Genomic DNA, 20,403 nt, shown 5'->3' with positions numbered 1-20,403 from the left:
ATCTGCTTCCCGGGCTGCCAACCATGTCGTTCCGGCGGGGGAGCGCGTCACCCGCGGTCGAGCGAATCGAGGATGCGGCCGCCGGCCATGAACACGGCGATCGGGCAGACCGAGAAGAGCATCCAGCCGCCGAAGCCGGGATATTGCTGGAGGTAATGGACACCGCGCTCCACCGCGCCCGTGCCGAGGCCGTAGATCACGGCGAAGGCCTCGAACCTGGACTTGATCACGAAGAGGCGGGCGAATTTGGTCCACATGCCTGGATGTTAAGCAATAGGCGGGCCAATCCCGGATTCCCGCGATTCCGGTTTAAAGAAAAGGGTTAATTGTCAATTAATTCGACAGTATTGAGCGCTTCCAACAGGGCGTCGCGGGCGCGCTCGATCGCGCCGATCAGCGATGGATCGGCGATCGTTTCGGGGGCGATCTGCTCGGGCCAATATTGCTCGACGATGCCCGCGATCAGATCGAGCTTCGCATCGTCGACGAGGAAGCGCGGATCGACCGAGGCGGGATCGGCGACGACGCGCAGGCGCAGACAGGCGGGGCCGCCGCCATTGGCCATGGACTGGCGGACATCGACCATTTCGAGCCGGCGGATCGGGCCGTTGCCGGCGACCATCTCCTGCAGCCAGGCCCAGACATTGCGGTTCTCGCGGGCTTCCTCCGGGAGGATCAGCGCCATCCCGCCGTCCGCGAGCGTGACGAGCTGGGCGTTGAACAGATAGGAGGAGACCGCGTCGGCGAGGCTGACGCGGGAGGCGGGGACTTCGACGATCTCGACCTCTGGCAGGCGATCCCGCAGATCGGCGTAGAAGCGATCCTTGTCGGCGAAGGCCTGTTCGTGGGCGAACAGGACGCGCTCGTTTGCGACGGCGACCACGTCATTGTGGAAGGCGCCGGCTGCGATGGCCGCTTCGGATTGCTCGACGAACAGGGTGTAGCCGAGATCGAGCCGGTGGCGGCGGGCGACGGCGAGGCTCGCCTCGCGGTGCTGGCGGGCGGGGAAGGGGCCGCCGGCGACGCCATAGACGAACACCTCGACGCCCGGCTGGCCGTGCGCCGCGCAGAGCCGCATGTGATTGGCCGCGCCCTCGTCGCCGAACGGTGGCGGGACGGGCGCATGGACCGCGAAGGCTGGATCGGCGAAGGCGAGGCGGAGCTGGGCGAGGGTGCCGGGCCATTCGTGGCTGCGGTGCGGCATGGTTGCGAGATTGGCGACGGTGAGGTGGCAGCGGCCGTCCGCTGTGTCGGGCGCGGGGGAGACGGTGGCTGCGTTCGCCGCCCACATCGCCGAGGCGGAGAGGGCCTGGGCCTGGAGATGGTCGCTTGCCTCGGCATAGGTGGTTGCGAGGCTTTCGAGCCAGATGTGATCGGGGCGGGCGAGGGGGACGAGGATGCCCTGGGGGAGGCCGAGCGCGAGGTTGGCGCGCATCTTGGCGATGCCCTCCAGTGCTGCGCGGCGCGGGGCGGCGATCTTGCCGGCGTTGTTTGTGGCGGCGAGGTTGCCGGGGCTGAGGCCGGCATAGTTGTGGCTGGGGCCGATGAGGCCGTCGAAGTTGATTTCCTGGATCATCTAAGCCCCTCCCCTTCAGGAGTGTCAGGTGAACAGCGCCCCGCGCTGTTCAGGACATGCTGGGAGCATGTCCGACCTGACACTGGGTTGGGGGTGGGGGACTCTATCCCCCGCCGAGGCGTCACTTGAGGCACTCCCCCACCCCAACCCCTCCCCTGAAGGGGAGGGGCTTTTAGAAGAAGCTCACAGCCGTCCGACGTGGCTGACATTGTCATCCTCCTTTACCGCCAGTGCTGCGGCGCAGGCCTTGTCGATCGCGATTCCGTTGCCGCAGTCTCGGACGCGGCCATAGGCGCAGCGGAACTCCGCCAGCCTTCCGGTCGCGATCAGGGACTGGGCGCCGCCATCGTCATCTACCGCGAAGATGCGCGCCGGGCGGACGTCGCGGATCGTGCGGACGGTGTCGGTGCGGGCGGTCATGGTTGGGCCGCCGTCGAAGATGTCGACATAATTCTCGAAGGCGAAGCCCTCATTTTCGAGCATGCGCATCGCGGCGCGGCCCGAGGGGTGGGGGAGGCCGATCGCGGCGCGGGCGGTTTCGGTCAGCATGGCGATGTAGATCGGGTGCTTGGGGAAGAGATCGGCGATGAACTGGTGGCCGCGGACTGCGTTGAACTGGTCGGCGTCCTGGAAATTCATGCCGAAGAAGCGGCCGGCAAGGCCATCCCAGAAGGGCGATCCGCCGGCTTCGTCGATGATGCCGCGCAGCTCGGCGAGGATGCGATCGGCGAAGCGGGCGCGGTGCTGGGCGATGAAGAGGTAGCGGCTGCGCGCGAGCAGCATGCCGAGGCCGCCGGCGCGCTCGCCGGGATGCAGGAACAGGCCGCCGACTTCGCTGCAGCCCTCGAGATCGGTGGTGAGCGAGAGCATATCGGCGCGGAAGGTGCGGCCGAGCTCGGCGCTGTGCTGGGTGAGGGTGCCGATGCGGTAGCTGTAGAATGGGTAGCGCTGGCCGACCTGGGTGAAGATCTGGCAGGTGCCGCGAACATCGCCGGTCGCCGCGTTTTCGAGAACGAGCACGAACAGATCGTCGGAGATATCGTCGTTGGTGCGCGCGAAGGCTTCATGGCTGCGATCGAGCTTGGCCTTCAGCGCGCCGCGATCGGGCGGGAGGTTGGTGAAGCCGCCGCCGGTCAGTTTGGCCATCTCGTAGAGCGGCTGAAGATCCTCGTCGCGCGCGGCGCGGATACGAAACGTCACAAGCCCCCCTTTTCGGCAATGCGCATGATGGTGAGCGCCGACAGGCCCGCGCGTTCCGCGAGGCTGTCGACGATCAGGAATTCGTCGGGCGAGTGGATCGCGCCGCCGCGCGCGCCCATGGTATCGACCACCGGCACGCCGCAGGCAGCGATATTGTTGCCGTCGCACACGCCGCCGGTCGCGCGCCAGCCGATCGCCAGGCCCAGATCGGCGCCGGCGTGCTTCACGAGATCGAACAGCTTCGCGGCGCCGGGGTCGATCGGCTTGGGCGGGCGGTTGAAGCTGCCATCGACTTCGATCGCCACGTCATGCTCGGCGGCAACCGTGGCGACCGCTGCGTCGATCTGGGCGCGGGCGCGGTCGATATCCGCTTGGGCGGCGGGGCGGAAATTGACGCGGAGGATGGCGAGATCCGGCACGACATTGTTGGGGCCGCCGCCTTCGATCCGCGCCGGATTGACCGCGAGGCCGGGGCCGCCCGCCTTGCTCAGCCGGAGCGCGAGATCGGCGGCGGCGACTATCGCGTTGCGGCCCTCTTCCGGGTTGCGGCCGGCATGGGCGCTTCGGCCGCGCACCAGAATCGAGAAATTGCCGGTGCCGCCGCGCGCGCCCGCCAGCGTGCCGTCTGGCAAGGCCGGCTCATAAGTGAGCGCGGCGACCTTGCCGTGGGCCGCCTCGGCGAGGAGCGCGGCCGAGGAGAAGGAGCCGGTTTCCTCGTCCGAATTGATCACGATCTCATAGCCGATCCGCGAGGCGAGGGGGGACGCCTCGACCGATTTGAGCGCGGCGAGCATCAGCGAAAGGCCGCTCTTCATGTCGGCGACGCCGGGGCCGTTCAGCGTGCCATCGTCGCGGAAGGTCAGCGCCTGGAAGGGATGATCGGCGGGATAGACGGTGTCCATATGGCCGGTGAACAGCATCTGGACATGCGCGTTGGGGCGGACCCTGAGGTGGAGGTGGCGGCCGTGCTGGAGATTGGCTGTGGTGCCGTCCGCCCCGACGCTGGTGACGGGCGCGGGATCGACCAGCGCGATGTCGCCGGGCAGGGCGGCGAAGGCGTCGGCGAGCATTCCGGCCATTGTCGCGACGCCATCGAGATTGCGCGTGCCGCTGTTGATCGCGGCCCATGACTGGACCTGGGCGAGCATCGGGGCATCAGCGAGTCGGTCGATCGCGTCTCGTTCCGCGGGGGTGAGTCCGGTCATGCGGGCAAGTGGTAGCTGCATTCTGGTGGCTCGGGAACCATGGCGGGGCGGAAAAGCGGTGCGCGGGCGGGGACGGGCGGCGCTGCCGGAATCCGCGCTGGCGGCGCGGTGTTCATGGCGGGCGATTCCTGCTGTCCTCGGAACCCCAGGGCGATGGCTGCGGGATGGGCTTTGGGTCCCATATGGGGCTTGGGCCGTTCCATTCGCGGGTGGGGCGCTCCCATGTGGTGTCTCGCTCCGGATCCCGCTCGGGCTCCGGCCCCGGCCGAGGCGGCGGTACATCGGCCTCTGGTGGCGCCTCGTATGGCGCCATGGGGCGGGGTTGCTCATATTCGGCGTCACGGGGCGCGGAAAGGGCATCCTCATACGCGTCTGAACGGGCAAGAGCCTTCCAGATTCTCTCGTCCTGCTCGGTGTCCTCCGCCTCTTCCTCTTTCCGGGCAGCCCATGTCTCGGCTTGGCGCACGCTGAGCCAGTGCCGCGCGGCGTTGGCATCGGGCGGGTAATGGTGCTGATAGGTCACGCAGACCGGCTTTTCGTCGCCGGCGTTTCTGAAGACCCTGGTGCGCTCGACGCTGCACCCCACGGCCCGCGAATAGAGCGCGCGCTCGACCCGGGCATCGGCATGGTGCTTGCCGACCACGACCGCGTCGGCAAATTCCTCATGCGTGTTGCGCCAGCGATAAATGGTGCGGACGCAGACCTCGAAATACTCGGCGAGCTCTTCGTCGGTGGCGCCGAGGCGACACATGTGGCTGGCCTGTTCGGCGAATTCTGGTTTGTAGATCATGGCGCTGGGATAGCGCGGGTGGGGTTGGGGTTGAATCAAGGTGGGGGCGGACAAAATGTCAGTAGGGTTCTGACAGGGGTTTTGTGGGGCGTGTTCATAATAATTATCGTTATAAATCAATATTATATGTACAATGCAAGCAAACTGTCACAAAGGCCCCGCAGCCTGTAGCAGGCGCGGCCAAGCAGTCCGTTAGCTTCGCCGTCAATCCCGGCGCCTGGGCCAGCTATGTGGCGTTGCCGATGAATATCTGCTGCGTTGGAGTCATGCTTTGCTTGTTGACGATGCCGGTTTTCAGCGAGAGGTCCATGAGCGAGGTGCCGCTGGCGCTGCCGGTCACAGCCCCGCCGAACGGCCATGACCAGGTGATGGTGATCGTCCCGCCGGATATGGGCGACAGCTGGATGGTACCGCCGAGTGAGTCACGGTTCCCGCCATTGACGAAAGACACCTCGCCCGCGTCGATCATGTTCCCCGGCATGGGATCGGGGCCATCCCATTCACCGCCCGTCAGCTGTCCGTAGTTGATGATGACGGGCATATCGCTCGAATTGATGATCTGGATGATGAGCGCACGCATGTTATTGCCGGTGGCCGACAGCTTGTCATCGGTAGCCATATAATCTCCCTTGCCGTGCGGACATATGGACGGCTCGTCCGCATGGTATCGTGTGCATCTTCGGGGCCTGCGACAGTGGGTTTAGCGGCGCGGTCGTTAAGGTTTGTCCACCTTCGCAGGGAAGCGATTGTGAGGCGTGGTGTCGAAATTGGGGCGGAGCCGAGACTATTCAGTCGAATCTGGGGAAGCATTAAGAGCGTAGCGCATCTCCCACGCATGAAGACGATTAAGGTGAAATCCGAATAAGCGTGCGCCGATGGAGCGAGCAGTCCGTACGCTCACGCTCAGCCGGCGACCGGTGCCGGCGCCGAGGCACCCATTTCGCGGATGAATCGCGAAGCGATCATATGGGCATCGCCATAGTTGACCTGCGCCGGCGCGATACCTGCGCCCATGGCGGTAGCCAACGGCATCATGCGTGAATTAGTCAGAATAAGCGTTCCCGGCTTGCCGGCGGTAGGCAAGGATTTCACGCGCGATATGCCGACATAAAAGAGGCGGCGCTGCTCCTCGATCTCCGCCAGCGTTTCGGCAGCGGTCAGACCATCGCGCGGCTGCTTTGGCAAGAGACCCTCGATACAACCAGCAATTATTGTGACGGGCGCGGAAAGGCCCTTGCTTTTGTGTAAGCTCATAATCCGGACATCCTCAATTTCTGTCGGGATTTCAGGCTTGGTAATCGCGTCGGAAAGGTCAGACAGAAACTGATCCAAGGCAATCGCGGGATCGCCCTCCACCAACCCAAGTGCCAGTGCACGAAGATCGCGCACGCCATCGTCGCCGTCAGGAAAAAACTCTTCCACGATGCCGCCTGTGCCGGCATCGATATGCAACGCCGCTAGGCGGTCGATCTCGGCCCGGATAACGCGAAACCGGCTGACGAGAGGGCCGGTGTGGGGGACTCGTACAAGACCATCGGCGAGTGCGCAAAGCGCTTGCCACGGCGAGATCGCCTGCGCGTCCGCAAATCCCCGCAATCGCCGATAGCCGCCGCAGAGCCAGTTCGCACTGTTCAAACCCACTAGCCAACGCAACGCGACGCGGTCTTCACGATCAACTAGAAGCTTAAGGTAGGCGAACCGTTCCTGAGCCCCTTGCGCGTCTAGCTCTGCCTCGGCGTAATAGGAGCGCACGGGAACAGCCTGTGCATGAAGCGCATTGTAGATCGGTGTTCCGATCACGCCGCGCTGCGCAAGGACGAGAATATCGCCGGGCGGCACACCATTCGCGACCATGTTGACGATCAGGTTGGTCACGCCGGTAATTTCATCGTCAAGTGTAACATATTGCAGAATCCGTACATCGCCTTGGCCATTTGCTGCCAGGGGGGTCAGGGCACGGGGATTGGGTCGGTTTACGTTGCAGGCGATTAGGGCGTTCGCCATCGCGACCACTCGCGTCGGGCACCTCCGGCAATCGTCCAAAGTCAGATCGTCGGCACCCGCATTTTCCGCAAGCCAAGTGCGAATGCCTTCCGGATGGGCATGCTTGAAGCTGTATATCGATTGATCGTCGTCACCGACGACGCAGACATTAGCCGCATTGGATAGCAGGGCGATGACCCCTTGCTCGGCTCGATTCAGATCTTGAAACTCGTCGACGAGGATGTGGTGAAACTCGGACCGCTCGTGGGCAAGCGGATTGGCATGCAGGTAAGAATAAAGCTGGGGGATCACTTCCCCGATCAACATTGCCCGATGGAAGATCAACCAGCCGTAGAGATCGCGCTCGAAGGCAAGGTCGTCCGGATGCTGCACATAACCCGGCTCATCGTGCTGAAGGCGTGCCCACGCTGACTCGAATGCCTTAGTCTTCTTGCGCAGTTCCCTGACGCCGCCGTGAGCCTCGGCCAAATCAGCTTCGAGCGGTTTCAACTCGAAATCGTTCAGCGGTCGCGGAATACGACCGGTGGCGCCAAGCACATGGTTACGCATCAGGATTCGTAAGGCAAGGCTATGCAGCGTGACACCGTTCAGCGCCTCGCAACCGGGCACGTTCATGCCGACAAGTTCGCGGTGAAGATCTTCCGCGGCGACACGGGTGAAGGTCACTGGCAGGATTGACCTAGGGTCGACGCCCTCTTCGAGAAGGCGCGCCACGCGCCGCTTCATCGCAAAGGATTTGCCCGTCCCCGGCCCCGCGATTACCCGAACGCGGGCATTGGCGCTCGCCGCGATGCCATATGCCGGCGATAAGGGATTGAGACCGTCTGACCAAGCCATTCCACACTCCTAAATATTATAGAGCTGCTAACATGCCAGGCTGGCAGACGACAGATTGTTGCGATCATTTCTATGACGAATATGATCCATTTTGACTGATATACCCATCGCTAACTTGGCATCTGCGAGGATGCTCAATCTGGTTCAAATAAGGGACGAAGTATTAATTTGAAACCAGAGTTACGAGGGTTCCGTAATTCCTCGACTTCCCGAAATCCGAAATCCTGCTAAATATGGATATATATCATCGGGCGGCCAAATTGGCCTCATGCTACTCAGTTTGGAATCACGACGTGCAAAGTGGCGTGTCTGATCAAAAGGGGTGACCGATGGCCATAAAAAAAATGTCCGATGACCTAGAGCTTGTCGCAGCTTGCGATACCTTAGCAAGGTTCGCTTCCGCGCGCTTGGACGCTCGTAGAACGAATGAATTACGAATGAGTCTGAGTATTTGGGCTCTCCTCGTCGCCGCAACTTACCGCGGTTTTACTCATTTAAGCTGGTTAGCAGGCTTAGTCCTTATCTTAATATACGGCTGGTACGTCTATGGTGCGTTCAAGCGCACAGCAGCTGACAGCCAACTTGCGTGGCACTACGTTCGGGAAGGTCAAAAGGCCCTGGCTCGGTGCGGGATAGAATCTCCAAAGGACAATTCAAATTTAGCGGCCAGCAAAACCAATGTTTTTACAAATTGGGCCATCGGGCCGCAAATTTATATTACATTCTCTCTATTAGCGATTTTGTACTTGGCGGGCACGGACGAAATAACGCTGTTTCATACAACTCTAAGGCCGCTCGTAGCGGAAGTGCCCAGAGCTCCTGAAGCGCCCCCTAGACCAATCGCCTGCCCAGCAACCCCAGCACATACTGCGCTGCCAACTACGACGCCACGTGGCAAAACCCCCTAACTCGTAACTCCGGCTGCTTGCTGCGATCGATTGTCGAGCGTTGCACGCTTCCGGTTCCGCGGATGTCCTTGCCCGCAGTTTTCATATCATGCACTCCAATAAAAAAGCGCGTAAGCGACAGGCGCCGGACAGTCCCGGCACGGGCCAGAACGGGGAAGAGTAGCGAGGCGATGCAGGAGACTTTGCTGCCTTCTCACCAGGGCAATCTGCGCCTTCCCGTTGCGGCGGCGGTTTTTGCCGTCCCCACGCTTCGGCGCCCTCGCATGGAAGGCGCACGCACATGACCCATGTTGTCCTCCTCGGAGACTCAGTCTTCGATAATCGCGCCTATGTCACCCCGGCACCCGATGTCGTCCATCAACTCCGGCGCCGGCTGGGCGACAGTGGCACGGCGACGTTGCTGGCGGTGGACGGCAACGTCACCAGGGATGTCGCGGCCCGGCAGTTGCAGCGCCTGCCCGGCGATGCGACCCATCTGGTCGTCTCGGTGGGCGGCAATGACGCGCTCGGCCATGCCAGCCTGTTGAACGCGCCCACCCGTTCGATCGGCGAGGCGCTCGAGCGGCTTGCCGATGCGCAGGCGGTTTTCGCCACCGCCTATCGGGTGATGCTGGACGCGGTCGCCGCGCGGCGCCTGCCGACGGCGGTCTGCACGATTTACGACACCCATTATCCCGAGCCGCAGGGGCGGCGGGTGAACGCGGCGCTGGCCTTGTTCAACGATGCGATAACCCGTCTGGCTTTCGCGCGCGGCGTTGGCCTGATCGATCTGCGCGTGGTGTGCACCAATCTGGCGGACTTCGCCAATCCGATCGAACCCTCCGAACAGGGTGGCGACAAGATCGCGGCGGCGATCGCGTCCTTCGTTGCCGACGGCGCGGAGGAGCGCAGCCGCTCCGCGGTGTGGATTTGATGTGTGGGGAGATATGGGGACACGTGTCACCGAAATCCCCCAATGTCCACCGAATTAGAGAGCGATGCCACAACTTTGGTTCCACTTTATCGGCATAATTCTTCGATAACGCTGTAACCGACTTTCGGGGTCATATTTCGCGTGCGAAACGATCCGCATCGGCGAAAGGAAAAGATCATGTACGCGAAAGGAGTCGATTATTATCTTTACTCGGATTCGGAAAGTCTCCGGACCGATCTGGCCGTGCCGGCGATTCATCGCTCCCACGGCCCCGAAGCCAATTTCAAGCACAACAACTTCCAGATCCAGTCGAAAAACATCCGCGGTCTGACCAGATATACCGGCAGGCTCGAATGGGTCACGACCGATCGCGGCAAGGAGATGTTCAGGCAGTGGGAGGACATCAGCTCGTGGGACGGCAACCTCAAAAGGGGCACGATGCACAATATGTTCAACACGCCGCCGCGGATCGGTAATCCTACCGTCTGCTGGGGCCTGTACGACGCGGGATCGGGCAAGGTCTCGGGGATGACCAACCAACATCAGCTCTACATCTATGCGACGCGCGATCAGCGCCGCTGGATGGGCGATCTCGCGAAGCGCAATCCGCGCGTCGCGCGCGGGCCCTTCGCCCGGTTCGCGCTGCCCGGCTCCCATGATGCCGGCATGTTCGACATGCGCATGGTCAGGAGGGTCATCAGCCATCCCGCGTTCCTGCTCGCGACGACCGCAGCATTTGGCCTGGGCATAGTCGCGGCCGCCCTGGGGCCGCGCGCCATCGCCAATCTCTCGATGACGCAGAAGGACAATATCCGGACGCAGCTCGACATCGGCACCCGCTTTTTCGATTTCCGCCCGGGCTGGATGCACCATACGATCAGCGGCATCACGCCGAAGGAGCTCTATCACCAGCACGGCTTGATCCCCGGCTATCCCTATGTAGAATTTCTCGTGGACGTGCTGCGCTGGCTCGACGAGAACCCCGGCGAGATCGTGGTGGTCAGCGCGAATACCCAGGGCTTCGCCACCAACGCGATGAAGCCGACCGCGGAGGCTGTCGATCAGGCTCTGGAGACTGCGATCCCCAGGGCAAAGCTCTCGAAACCGATCGGTATCGGCGGCGTGAGGGATCTGGCAAGCAGCTATGAGGCGCTGATCCGCGACAACACCCGCCTGATCTTCCTCAACCAGATCGAAGACGAGACGCGCTTCTACAACAGCTGGAGCGGGGCCTATGCCACGTTGACGCCCGGCCCGATCATCAAGGCCTTTGAGGGGATGAAGCGGGAAATGCCGCCGACCACCGACTATGTCATGATGCAGATGCAGGCGACAGCGACCAATATCGGTAAGGTCGTCGCGGCCTCGATCGCCACGTCGAGCGACGCCTCCTCACCCCTGCTGGCGACCAAGGCGATGATGGATGCCGCGACCAATCCCTGGCTGCGCGCCAACGCCGCCAAGCGGCTGTCGCCGGATCATCTGCTCGTGTTCCTCAACGACTTTGTCGACAATTGCATGGTCGACACCGCAATCGAGGTGACCGAGCAGCGCGCACGGGATTGAGCGCGGACTTTATCAGCTAGCCGAGAGGGATTGCCTGACAGCAAAGGGATTGTGCGCGAACAGGGTTGTTGCGTGTATCAGCGAAACCCAAAGTAACGCTTGAAATCAGCTAGAAATGCGGCTGAAAGGCATCCCCAATGACCGCCAAAAAGACGCGCATCATGTACATTGAGGACAAGTCAGAGGGCCTCAATGGGCCCGCGCGGATTGGCCGCGTCACGCTGTCGAAATCTGGCCTGTCGCTTCATTATTCAGGGCGGACCTTCCAGCGGCTCGGAGGGCAGGGCTTCAAAGCCAATTATTTCGACGCAGAGACCCGCGCGCAGTTCTGGATTTCCGGGCCGCGCAAGGATGGCCGTGACCGGCTTTATGACCGCAGCACCGTGCCGATCGAGATCGATGCCGATGTGAAAGACGAATATTGGCGGGACATTCGCGGCCAGGGTGAGGCTCGCTGATGTCGCGGGCATGCGCGGCATGACGGCCGAAGCGCGGTTTCGCGCCTATCTGCACGCCTTCAACGGCAGTGACTGGGATGCGTTGCGCGGCTTTTATGCGCCCGATGTCCGGCTGGTGATCGGCAACGGCACTGAGCTTATCGGGCGCGAGGCGATCATCGATTTCTACCGCGAGGTGAAGCAGCAGGTCAGCCGCACGATCGAGATCGTCCAGTGCTTCGCGAGCGGAAACACGCTTGCGGCCGAGATCGAATCCGAGTTCCTCGCGACATGCGATGCGCCGGATTTCGCGGCTCGGCCAATGGCGCTCGGCGACCGCTATTATCTCAACAGCTTCGTCTTCTATGATTTCCAAGGCGAGCATTATACGCGGATCCGCGCGGCCGTGTTTCGGCGGGAGTTTCGGCCGGTTGGCGGGTGACCCGCCTCCCGGTGAGCTATCGTAAGTTCTCGAACACCCGGGTGAATTCGGGAAGGTGCAGCCGCGCCTTTTCTGCAGTGTAGGTGGCCTCGTCGAACGGTCCCCTGATGCCGCTGTACGGCAATCTCTGCGCTTCGTCCGGAGACCGGATCACATAATAATAGTGAGTCACTGAGCGATCCGGCGGGGCCGGGGATTTTTGCGGATGGACGGCGGCGACGAGATAGCCCTTATCATAGCCCGCTGCGAACACCGTGGGGCCGGGAAGGCCGTCTCCGATGCATATGCCGTCTGGCCCCGACCAGCAGATGGACATGTCTTCATCCGCATCTATGGCCGACAGTCGATACGGGCCATCCAGGGTCTCATCATGCACCATGTCCGAAAACGGCGTGCAGCCTGCAAGGAGAAGAAGCCCGACCATGGTGGCGCGGCGCAGGCGGCTGGATGTCATGATTTCCGGGCCTTATCGCGAGTGCGCGTTGATGGCCAGAGCCGTGACGAACCGGCAGCCCAGTTTCGGGGACACTATACTAATCTATTTAGTATAGTGGACTGCACCCCTTGAGTGAGACACGGTAATTGGGTGACACGGTAGCCGAGGAGGTAACGTGTCGAACCGAACGCCAAGGATATTCACGACTGAGTTCAAGGAACGGGCGGTGTTGCGCCTGGAAGCTGGCGAGCAGGCTACGGCGCTGGCTGCCGAGTTGGGTGTGCGTCGCAAGCTGCTTTACGCTTGGGCCAAGGCTTACCGCGAGCAGGGCGTAGCAGGGTTTAATCGCAAGCGCGGCCCCAAGCCCGGAGGCCGTCGTTTGAGTCCACCACCTGAGCGCGCGACGCCGATCGACCCGCTGGCGCAGGCTCAGGCACGGGTCGCCGAGCTTGAGCGCCTCGTCGGTCGCCAGCAGGTTGACCTGGATTTTTTTCGCAGAGCCTTGCGACTCACGGACGCGGACAGCCCGAGCGGCACCGTGCCCACATCTACGCGATCATCGAAGCCATGACCGCGCAGGAGACGCAAGGCGGTCCCACTATCCATCGGCTGTGCCAGCTCGGCTGTGTGTCGCGCGCCGGCTATTACCGTCACTTCGAGGAGCATGCGCCGGCGCGCGCGGATGCCGATCTGCGAGATGCGATCCAGCGGTTGAGCCTGGCGCATCGGCATTATGGCTATCGCCGGATCACCGCCCAGCTGCGGCGTGAGGGGCACATCGTCAACGCCAAGCGGGTGCTCAGGCTGATGCGCGAGGATAATCTGCTGTGTCTGCGCAAGAGCCCGTTCGTCCCGCGCACCACCGACAGCCGACACGGCTTTGCGATCGTGCCCAACCTGATCCGTTACCTGGTGCCGACCGGCCTCGATCAGATCTGGGTCGCCGACATCACCTATGTCCGGCTCGGCGAAGCCTTCATCTATCTCGCGGTCGTGCTCGACGCGTTCAGTCGCAAGGTGATCGGCTGGGCGATCGACGACCACCTCGAGGCAAGGCTGGCGATCGAGGCGTTGGACATGGCGATCACCGCACGCGATCCCGCTCCCGACACGCTCATCCATCACAGCGACCGTGGCGTGCAATATGCCAGTATCGACTATGGCCGACGCCTCGAAGCGCACGGCATCGCCATCAGCATGAGCCGCGTCGCCAACCCTTACGACAACGCCAAGGCCGAGAGCTTCATGAAAACCCTGAAAGCCGAAGAGGTGAACGGCAAGGCCTACGCGACCCTCGATCACGCCCGCCGCGACATCGGCCGGTTCATCGACACCGTCTACAACACCCAGCGCCTTCACTCAGCGCTCGGGTACAAGCCGCCGGTCGAGTTCGAAGCCGAACTCGGCCACTCCACCAACCATCAAAACTATGGCAATATCGCTGTGTCACTCAATTAGCTGTGTCTCAACGCAGGGGTGCACTCCAATAGTGTCCCCGAAACAGACCCGACTCACCCCAGCAGCCTGGCCGTCAGCGCCAGCATCGGCGGGGTGAAGGCGAGCGGGCGCATCAGCGCGATCGCCACGGTGATCGTGCCGAACCCCCAGACATAGGCCGGGTGGACCCTGCCGCGCGTCGCCAGGTCATAGATCATCGCGGCGCTTATATAGACGAGCATCACCAGCCAGATCGTCCAGATGATCCACGTCCCCAGCAGCGGCAGCGGCAACAGCCGACCGACGCCGGGCGTCATCACCAGGATCGCGCCGCACAGCATCAGCCGGCGGTGCCAGTCGGTCCGGTTGCGGTTGCGCACGCCGGCCCAGGTCAGCCCCGCGAAGGTCAGCACTGTCAGCCAGTCCATCACCAGGAAGACATTGGGCTCGAACACGGGCGGGATGCGGTGGTTGATCGCACTCAGCACGTTCACGCCCAGCCCGACCAGCACCATCCAGCCGACATAAAAGGCGGCGAACCGGCCGAGCTTGCGGTGCAGCGCCAGGTCGCCGCGCCAGACCAGCAGGTTCTGCGTGAGGTAGATCAACAGCCAGCCCATGAAGGTGAGGCCGTGGACATGCACCCACCAGGGCGAGGCGAGGCTTGATCGGCCGGTGACGAAGTTGAGCGTGAAGCCGCTCACCACCGTCGCCGCGATCACCATCGCCATGATCAGGAAGAAGCCGCGGTCCCGCCCGGCCGGGCTGGTCAGCCCGCCATCCTTTGTGCCGCCGCCAAATGCTGTCGCCATGTCGCTTGCCCCCGGGAAAACGTTGGGGGACGATATCAGGCGGGGGCAGGGCCCGCCAGAATTTGTTACGGGGCCGGCACTCGGCCGGCCGCGAGCTTTATTGCCCGCGAGAGCAGCGCGCTGCGATCAGTGCGCCGCTTGGGCGATCTTGGTGCCGAGCAGGACGAGGCGGTCTCCGGTGATGCCGAACCAGTGGGGCGTGCCCGAGGGGATCAGGAAGACGTCGCCGACGTGGAGCGTGCGGGTGGTGCCGCCTTCGATGCGGCTGCCTTCGATCAGGGTGGGGTTTTTGGTGGCTGGATCGACCATCTTGCCGCCCGACACCATCGTACCTTCGCCGGCTACGACCAGGACATATTCGGCCTGGTCGGGGTGGACGGCTGGCTTGCCGGGCTTGGTCCAATATTCGAGCGCCGCCACTGCATCGCCGCCGCGGACCAGGGGGCGCCACATGAAGCCCTGGCCGGGTTTCATGGCCTGGCGCATTGCCTCGACCTGGGCCGGGATCTCGGCCGCCGTGGCGTATCCGGTGGGGTCGGTCGTGGTTTGCGCGGGGGCCGCCGAGGAGAGGATAAGCGCGGCGGACAGGAGGGTGGCGGACAGGAGGGTGGCGGGGAGGAGGCGCTTCACAGCTGGATCCTCCGGCCTTCGCGGGCCGAGCGGTAGATCGCGTCGATGATGCGCATGTCGCGCAGGCCTTCCTCGCCGGAGACGATCGGCTCGCGGCCGCTGACGATGCACTCGGCGAGGTGATCGAGCTGGCCGGCGAACTGGGTTTTGGCCGGGCCGGGGGGCGGGGTGATCTCGTGCTCGCGGCCGTCGCGGCCGGTCCACATATGGTTGCCGTCGTAACGGGTGGCGGGCTCGAGTTCGATCCGGCCCTTGTCGCCCATCGCGATGATGTGGTTCTGGTTGGCGCTGTACATGGATTTGCACGCGCCCACCGCGCCCGAGGGGAAGAGGAGCTGCCAGTCGATCTGGTCCTCCACCTCGTGGAAACGCGGATCGGTGCGGTCAGTCGATTCGATCGCCTGGACGGCGATGGGCTCCTCGCCGGTCATGTAGCGGGCGGCCTGGAGCGCGTAGATGCCCATGTCCATCAGCGAGCCGCCGCCGGCGAGCGCGCGCTTGAGGCGCCACCGCGACGGGTCGCCCTGGATGAAGCCGTGTTCGGAGCGGACATAGCGGATCTTGCCGGCCGCGCCGCTGCGCGCGAGGCGCATCGCCTCGAGGTTGAAGGGCTCGAAATGGCAGCGATAGCCGATCATCAGCTTGCGGTTGGCGGTCTTGCAGGCGGCGATCATCTTGACGCATTCGGCCGCCGACATCGCCATCGGCTTTTCGCACATGACATGCTTGCCGGCGCGGGCGGCGCGGATGACGAACTCGGCGTGCATCGAATTGGGGAGGCAGACATAGACGATGTCGACGTCCGGATTGTTTCGGATCTGGTCGAAGCTTTCGTAGGAATAGATCGAGCGGTCCGGCAGGCCATGCTCGGCGGCGACGCGGTGGGCCTTGGCCGGGTCTCCGCTGACCACCGCCACAAGCTTGCTGTGCGCGCAATTGGCGAATTGCGGGATGATCACGCCGAGGCCGTAACCGCCCAGGCCGACGATTGCGTAGCCGAGCGGGCGGTCCGGGGCTGCGTGTGCGGCGCCGCTCGCGAGGAGCGCGCTCGACGCGGCGGCGAGGATGAGATCGCGGCGGCCCAGTTCCATTCAGGTCTCTCCTGTGGTGTTCGGCCAGTCTTTGCGCTGGCGCCTTAGCGTATACCTCTGCGGCGAGGGTGGGAACTACGACGTTGGTCGGTGGAGTTCAGCCCCTCCCCTTCAGGGGAGGGGTAGGGGTGGGGCAGCGTCGGGCGAGGCTCGATGCCTCGCTCGGCGCTTCGAGCTGGGCGAAGAGTCTTTTTGAGCGCGCAGACGCGCGCCCCCACCCCTTCCCCCTCCCCTGAAGGGGAGGGGCTGATTTATGTCGATCGATCCGCTTCTAAAAACTGTAGACCAGCGACGCGCGGCTCGTCGTGTCGGTGCCGACGCGGCCCACGGGCGGCATGCTTTCATATTGCACGGCGTAGGAGAGCTTGGCGGCGAGGGGGCCGATCAGCTTTGCATTGAGGGCGGTGGTGCTGCTCACCGTGCTGTTGACCTTCTGCATATAGGCCGAGGCATTCTGGGTGAGCGAGATGGCGCGCGAGAGCTTCCAATCGAACGCGACCGAGCCGCGCGCGGCGACGCTGCTTTCCAGGCTGCCGTCAGTGAAATCGGTGTCGCGGTAAGCCGGGCCGAGTTCGAGATCGAGCTTCACGTCGGGCTGCTTGATCGCGCTGTAGCCGGCGCCGAACGAGGCTGAATAGCGGCTGGTATAGCCGAGGAAGCGGTCGCTCTCATATTGCGCGGCGCCATAGACATAGCCGCGTGGGGAGAATTTGAAGTTGGGCTCGTAGGAGGCGAGATAATGCTCGCGGCTGACGACGCCGGCGCTCTCCTGATAATCGGCGGCGAAGTGGAGCTTGTGGCGCCATCGGAGCGTCTCGCGGCTGAGGTCGAGCGCTGCGCTTGCGCCGACGTCGCGGGTGTTGCCGGTGGTGAAATAGCCGCCGAGTTCTGCCTTGCCGCGCCAGAGATCGAGCGGGCCGGCGTCGCGGATCCTGGCCTCGCGCTTTGCCGTTTGCTCGTGGCGCCAGCTATCGACGAGGGCGGCGATTGCATCGGCGGATTGGGGGGCTGCGGTGCGGGCGTATTTGGCGACGGTCGCGATTTCGGCGTCGTTGCCTGAGGCGATGGCTGCGTCGAGCATTGCCTTGACGGGTGGAGGAATTGGGGCCGGCTCGGCGGTGGCTGCGACGGTGGCGGGGGCCATTGGGGCGGCGAGCAGGGCTAGGGGCACGAGCATCTCGGGGGATTAGCGCGGGGGTGCTGTTACCGCAATCATTGAGCTGATCCTTCTTCCCTGTTCTTTCCCGGCGGAGGCCGGGACCCAGTTGGGAAGGCCGAAGTAACGAAGGGCAGCGTTCACCACTAATGTCCCCCAACTGGGCCCCGGCCTTCGCCGGGGAAGGGGTAAGGAGGTGGGCTTGGCTAGTTCAGATGCTCCGCGAACGCTGCGAGCACATTCTCGTACAGCTCTTTCTTGAACGGCACGATGAGGCCGGGCAGTTCTGCGGGATCGACCCAGCGCCAGGTGTGGAATTCAGGGTGGGCGGTGACGATGTCGATGTCGCTGTCTTCACCGAGGAAACGATAGAGGAACCAGCTATGGCGCTGCCCGCGCCATTTGCCCTTCCAGACCTGGCCGACGAGCTCAGGCGGGAGATCGTAGAAAATCTCTTCCGGGGCGCTGGCGATCAACTCGACCTTGTCGGGTGCGACGCCGATTTCCTCGCCGAGTTCGCGGAGCGCGGCGTCCTGGGGGGCCTCGCCATCGTCGATCCCGCCCTGCGGCATTTGCCAGGCTTCGACGGCGGAATCGAGCCGCTGGCCGACAAAGACCTTGCCCTCGCGGTTGAGGAGCATGATTCCGGCACCGGGCCGGTAGGGGAGAGTGGTCGGGTCAGTCATATCTGCTCCTCCATGAGCTCTTCCCGTTACGGGTCGGGCTAAGCTGCCTGCGCCATTACGCGATCGCCCTCGGCTTCCGCAATCACGCTTCTCAGCGCCGCGAGCGCGCCCGCCACATCGCCCTGTGACGAGGGAATCGCCTGGCGGATCGTGACGAAGCCGTGGATATTGCCCTTGGCCTCGCGGAATATGACCGGCACGCCGGCCTCGGCCAGCCCGGCGGCATAGGCGCGGCCCTGGTCGCGGATCGGATCGAGGCTGGCGGTCAGCACCACCGCGGGCGGCATGCCGGCGAGATCGCCGACCAGTGGCGAGGTGCGGATATGCGAGGCCTCGGCCTGATAATTGACGTTGAACCAGTCCATGCTGTCGCGGGTGAGGAGATAACCTTCCGCGAACTGACTGTAGGAGGGATATTCCTTCGCCATATCCGTGGCGGGATAGATGGCGAATTGCGCGACCACCGGCACCGCCGCGGGCGTGTCGCGGAGCGCCATTGCCGTGATGATGGCGAGGTTGCCGCCGGCGCTGTCGCCGCAGACGATCAGGCTCGTCACCTTGCGGCCGAGTGGTGCCAGGCTGCCCGCGACCCAGCGCGCCGCTGCCTCGCAATCATCGGGGGCGGCGGGCCAGGGATTTTCCGGTGCGAGGCGGTAATCGACCGAGACGACCGGCACATCGAGCACGCGGGCGATCTCGGCGCAGAAGCTCGCATGAGTCGCGATGTCGCCGATCACGAAGCCGCCGCCATGATAGAAGAGCATCGCCGGACCAGGCTCGCGATCGACCCTGGTATCGAACAGCCGCGCGGGAATGTCGCCGGCGGGGCCGGGGATCGCGAGATCGGTGACGGTCGCCAGCGAACCCATCGGCAGATCCGCGACATCCTTCATCGCGGCATAGACCGCCCGCGCGGCGGGTGCGTCGAGCTCGTGCATCTTCGGGCCGGGCATGGAATTCAGGAAGCCGAGAAAAGCGAGAACATCGGGGCGGACAAAGGGCTCGGTCACATGATTCTCCCATTTTCCGGTGCTTGCGCGTGGCCGGTGCTGCGCCTCCCTAGGCAGGATGGCCGTGGTCGTCCATAATCCAGATGGGCGGCGTTGGTGCCGATTGGAATGGGCTGAATGGCAAAGCAGAACCGGCGCAAGGCAGCGCTTCAGGGCATCGCGATCGACGATGATTTCCGGCGGGTGATCGCCGAGCGGCTGCTCGACGGCGCCGATCCGGCATTTCTTGCCGAGCAGCTCGCGGCGATCGCGGGCAAGCCGCTCGCGCTGGTTCAAGCCGAGGTGAGCCGCGCGGCGAAGAGCCCGTATCTGCTTGGTGCGCGCAAGCTGCAGGATCGGCTCGGCAAATGGGAATGGGTGCTGCAGAACCGCGCCCGGCTCGCCGCCAATGATCCTTCGGGGCAGGAAATCCCGGTGCTCGAGCGGCCCGATGCGGAGCTTTTCTACCGCGACCATTACCGGGCGCACCGGCCGGTGGTGCTGCGCGGGCTGATCGATCATTGGCCGGCGCGGGAGAAGTGGACGCTCGATCATCTCGCCACGACGCTCGGCGACCGGCCGGTGCGGGTGCAATGGGAGCGCGAGCGCGACCGGGATTATGAGGGCAATGCCGATGCGCATGGAAGCTTCCAGCCCTTTTCCGAGCTGGCGCGGCGGCTGCGCTCGGACGAGCCGAGCAACGACTTCTATATCACCGCCAATAACAGCGACGCCAATCGCGCTGCGTTCGCGCCGTTGTTCGCTGAGGTGGGGGAGATGCCCGGAATCCTCGAGCCTGGCGGGGCACGCCAGGGGTTCATCTGGATCGGGCCCAAGGGCACGGTAACGCCGTGGCACCATGACCTGACCAACAATCTGCTGCTCCAGATCCGCGGGCGCAAGCGGGTGCGGATGGCGGCGAGCCATGATACGCCGCTGATGCGCAACCACCGCCATTGCTTCAGCGCGTGGGGCAGCGACGATCTGCTCCCCGGCCCGGCGCGGGACGGCAAGCCGGCGGTGCTCGAATGCGAGATCGGCCCGGGGGATGCCGTGTTCCTGCCGATCGGCTGGTGGCACCATGTCGACGGGCTCGACCAGACGATCGGCATGTCCTTCACCCGCTTTGCCTGGGACAATGATTTCTACAGCAGCTATCGCAGCTATGGCCCGTTATGAGCAGGACCTCTTGAAAAGAAGCATTTGCACGCGCCCACGATCGAACTACCTTGGCCATCGAGCGCCCGGGGCATAAAGGGCGGGGCATTATATATTCCTAGGAAAGTGC

At 63.7% G+C, this 20,403-nt stretch carries 21 protein-coding genes; 7 read left to right on the top strand and 14 right to left on the bottom strand.

What is annotated here, in order from left to right; genetic code table 11:
* Positions 1-47: 47 nt before the first annotated feature.
* From AC1DVS_RS16305 to AC1DVS_RS16275, 7 genes are all read right to left on the bottom strand, one after another.
* Positions 48-257 (bottom strand): hypothetical protein, encoded by a 210-nt coding sequence (locus AC1DVS_RS16305; RefSeq protein ID WP_478024744.1) that lies wholly within the window; start codon positions 255-257, stop codon positions 48-50.
* Between the two features lie 65 nt (positions 258-322).
* Entirely contained in the window at positions 323-1,576 is a 1,254-nt protein-coding gene (locus AC1DVS_RS16300) for an N-succinylarginine dihydrolase (RefSeq protein WP_478024742.1), read from the bottom strand.
* 183 nt (positions 1,577-1,759) lie between these two features.
* Entirely contained in the window at positions 1,760-2,776 is a 1,017-nt protein-coding gene (locus AC1DVS_RS16295) for an arginine N-succinyltransferase (RefSeq protein WP_478024740.1), read from the bottom strand.
* Complete coding sequence (locus tag AC1DVS_RS16290; protein WP_478024738.1) at positions 2,773-3,981, bottom strand: hydrolase; 1,209 nt, start codon at positions 3,979-3,981, stop codon at positions 2,773-2,775. The genes AC1DVS_RS16295 and AC1DVS_RS16290 overlap by 4 nt, the downstream gene beginning before the upstream one ends.
* A 112-nt stretch (positions 3,982-4,093) precedes the next feature.
* The gene (locus AC1DVS_RS16285; RefSeq protein ID WP_478024736.1) at positions 4,094-4,771 is read right to left on the bottom strand and encodes a hypothetical protein; all 678 of its coding nucleotides are present in this window, start codon (positions 4,769-4,771) and stop codon (positions 4,094-4,096) included.
* Positions 4,772-4,997: 226 nt separating this feature from the next.
* Positions 4,998-5,390, bottom strand: a complete 393-nt coding sequence (locus tag AC1DVS_RS16280; protein ID WP_478024734.1) for a hypothetical protein — start codon at positions 5,388-5,390, stop codon at positions 4,998-5,000.
* Between the two features lie 284 nt (positions 5,391-5,674).
* Complete coding sequence (locus AC1DVS_RS16275) at positions 5,675-7,612, bottom strand: ATP-dependent helicase (protein ID WP_478024732.1); 1,938 nt, start codon at positions 7,610-7,612, stop codon at positions 5,675-5,677.
* 1,188 nt (positions 7,613-8,800) lie between these two features.
* Between AC1DVS_RS16275 and AC1DVS_RS16270 the strand changes: the two genes are divergently transcribed.
* The 4 genes from AC1DVS_RS16270 (at position 8,801) to AC1DVS_RS16255 (ending at position 11,878) form a co-directional block, all read left to right on the top strand.
* A complete protein-coding gene (locus AC1DVS_RS16270; protein ID WP_478024730.1) occupies positions 8,801-9,433 on the top strand; it encodes an SGNH/GDSL hydrolase family protein in 633 nt (210 codons plus the stop codon).
* Positions 9,434-9,610: 177 nt separating this feature from the next.
* Positions 9,611-10,999: a PI-PLC domain-containing protein gene (locus AC1DVS_RS16265; RefSeq protein ID WP_478024728.1), complete on the top strand. Its 1,389-nt coding sequence runs from the start codon at positions 9,611-9,613 to the stop codon at positions 10,997-10,999.
* A 137-nt stretch (positions 11,000-11,136) separates the two neighbouring features.
* A complete protein-coding gene (locus AC1DVS_RS16260; protein WP_478024726.1) occupies positions 11,137-11,457 on the top strand; it encodes a 1-deoxy-D-xylulose-5-phosphate synthase in 321 nt (106 codons plus the stop codon).
* Positions 11,444-11,878: a nuclear transport factor 2 family protein gene (locus AC1DVS_RS16255; protein WP_478024724.1), complete on the top strand. Its 435-nt coding sequence runs from the start codon at positions 11,444-11,446 to the stop codon at positions 11,876-11,878. Before AC1DVS_RS16260 ends, AC1DVS_RS16255 begins: the two co-directional genes overlap by 14 nt.
* Positions 11,879-11,894: 16 nt before the next feature.
* Here the strand turns inward: AC1DVS_RS16255 and AC1DVS_RS16250 are convergent, their stop codons facing one another.
* On the bottom strand, positions 11,895-12,332 hold the full coding sequence (locus AC1DVS_RS16250; protein ID WP_478024722.1) for a hypothetical protein: 438 nt from the start codon (positions 12,330-12,332) through the stop codon (positions 11,895-11,897).
* A gap of 157 nt (positions 12,333-12,489) precedes the next feature.
* On the opposite strand from AC1DVS_RS16250, the gene AC1DVS_RS16245 reads away from it, so the two are divergent.
* The gene (locus tag AC1DVS_RS16245) at positions 12,490-12,885 is read left to right on the top strand and encodes a transposase (protein ID WP_478024720.1); all 396 of its coding nucleotides are present in this window, start codon (positions 12,490-12,492) and stop codon (positions 12,883-12,885) included.
* Entirely contained in the window at positions 12,882-13,772 is an 891-nt protein-coding gene (locus AC1DVS_RS16240) for an IS3 family transposase (RefSeq protein WP_478024718.1), read from the top strand. Before AC1DVS_RS16245 ends, AC1DVS_RS16240 begins: the two co-directional genes overlap by 4 nt.
* A 53-nt stretch (positions 13,773-13,825) precedes the next feature.
* Here AC1DVS_RS16240 and AC1DVS_RS16235 read toward each other — a convergent pair whose 3' ends face one another.
* The 6 genes from AC1DVS_RS16235 to AC1DVS_RS16210 form a co-directional block, all read right to left on the bottom strand.
* Positions 13,826-14,563: a hypothetical protein gene (locus AC1DVS_RS16235; protein WP_478024716.1), complete on the bottom strand. Its 738-nt coding sequence runs from the start codon at positions 14,561-14,563 to the stop codon at positions 13,826-13,828.
* A gap of 126 nt (positions 14,564-14,689) precedes the next feature.
* Positions 14,690-15,193 carry a cupin domain-containing protein gene (locus tag AC1DVS_RS16230; RefSeq protein ID WP_478024714.1) on the bottom strand — a complete coding sequence of 168 codons (504 nt, stop codon included), beginning with the start codon at positions 15,191-15,193 and terminating at the stop codon, positions 14,690-14,692.
* The gene (locus AC1DVS_RS16225; protein ID WP_478024712.1) at positions 15,190-16,284 is read right to left on the bottom strand and encodes a Gfo/Idh/MocA family protein; all 1,095 of its coding nucleotides are present in this window, start codon (positions 16,282-16,284) and stop codon (positions 15,190-15,192) included. The genes AC1DVS_RS16230 and AC1DVS_RS16225 overlap by 4 nt, the downstream gene beginning before the upstream one ends.
* A gap of 271 nt (positions 16,285-16,555) precedes the next feature.
* Positions 16,556-17,461 carry a DUF481 domain-containing protein gene (locus AC1DVS_RS16220; RefSeq protein ID WP_478024711.1) on the bottom strand — a complete coding sequence of 302 codons (906 nt, stop codon included), beginning with the start codon at positions 17,459-17,461 and terminating at the stop codon, positions 16,556-16,558.
* 185 nt (positions 17,462-17,646) lie between these two features.
* A complete protein-coding gene (locus tag AC1DVS_RS16215) occupies positions 17,647-18,126 on the bottom strand; it encodes an RNA pyrophosphohydrolase (RefSeq protein ID WP_478024709.1) in 480 nt (159 codons plus the stop codon).
* Between the two features lie 38 nt (positions 18,127-18,164).
* The gene (locus tag AC1DVS_RS16210) at positions 18,165-19,136 is read right to left on the bottom strand and encodes an alpha/beta hydrolase (RefSeq protein ID WP_478024707.1); all 972 of its coding nucleotides are present in this window, start codon (positions 19,134-19,136) and stop codon (positions 18,165-18,167) included.
* Positions 19,137-19,253: 117 nt separating this feature from the next.
* On the opposite strand from AC1DVS_RS16210, the gene AC1DVS_RS16205 reads away from it, so the two are divergent.
* Positions 19,254-20,294 (top strand): cupin-like domain-containing protein, encoded by a 1,041-nt coding sequence (locus AC1DVS_RS16205; protein WP_478024705.1) that lies wholly within the window; start codon positions 19,254-19,256, stop codon positions 20,292-20,294.
* Positions 20,295-20,403 lie beyond the last annotated feature (109 nt).

This window comes from Sphingomonas sp. P3_C5, assembly GCF_056402635.1.
The sequence above is the reverse complement of the archived record's forward strand: the minus strand, read 5'-3'. Positions and strand labels throughout refer to the sequence as shown.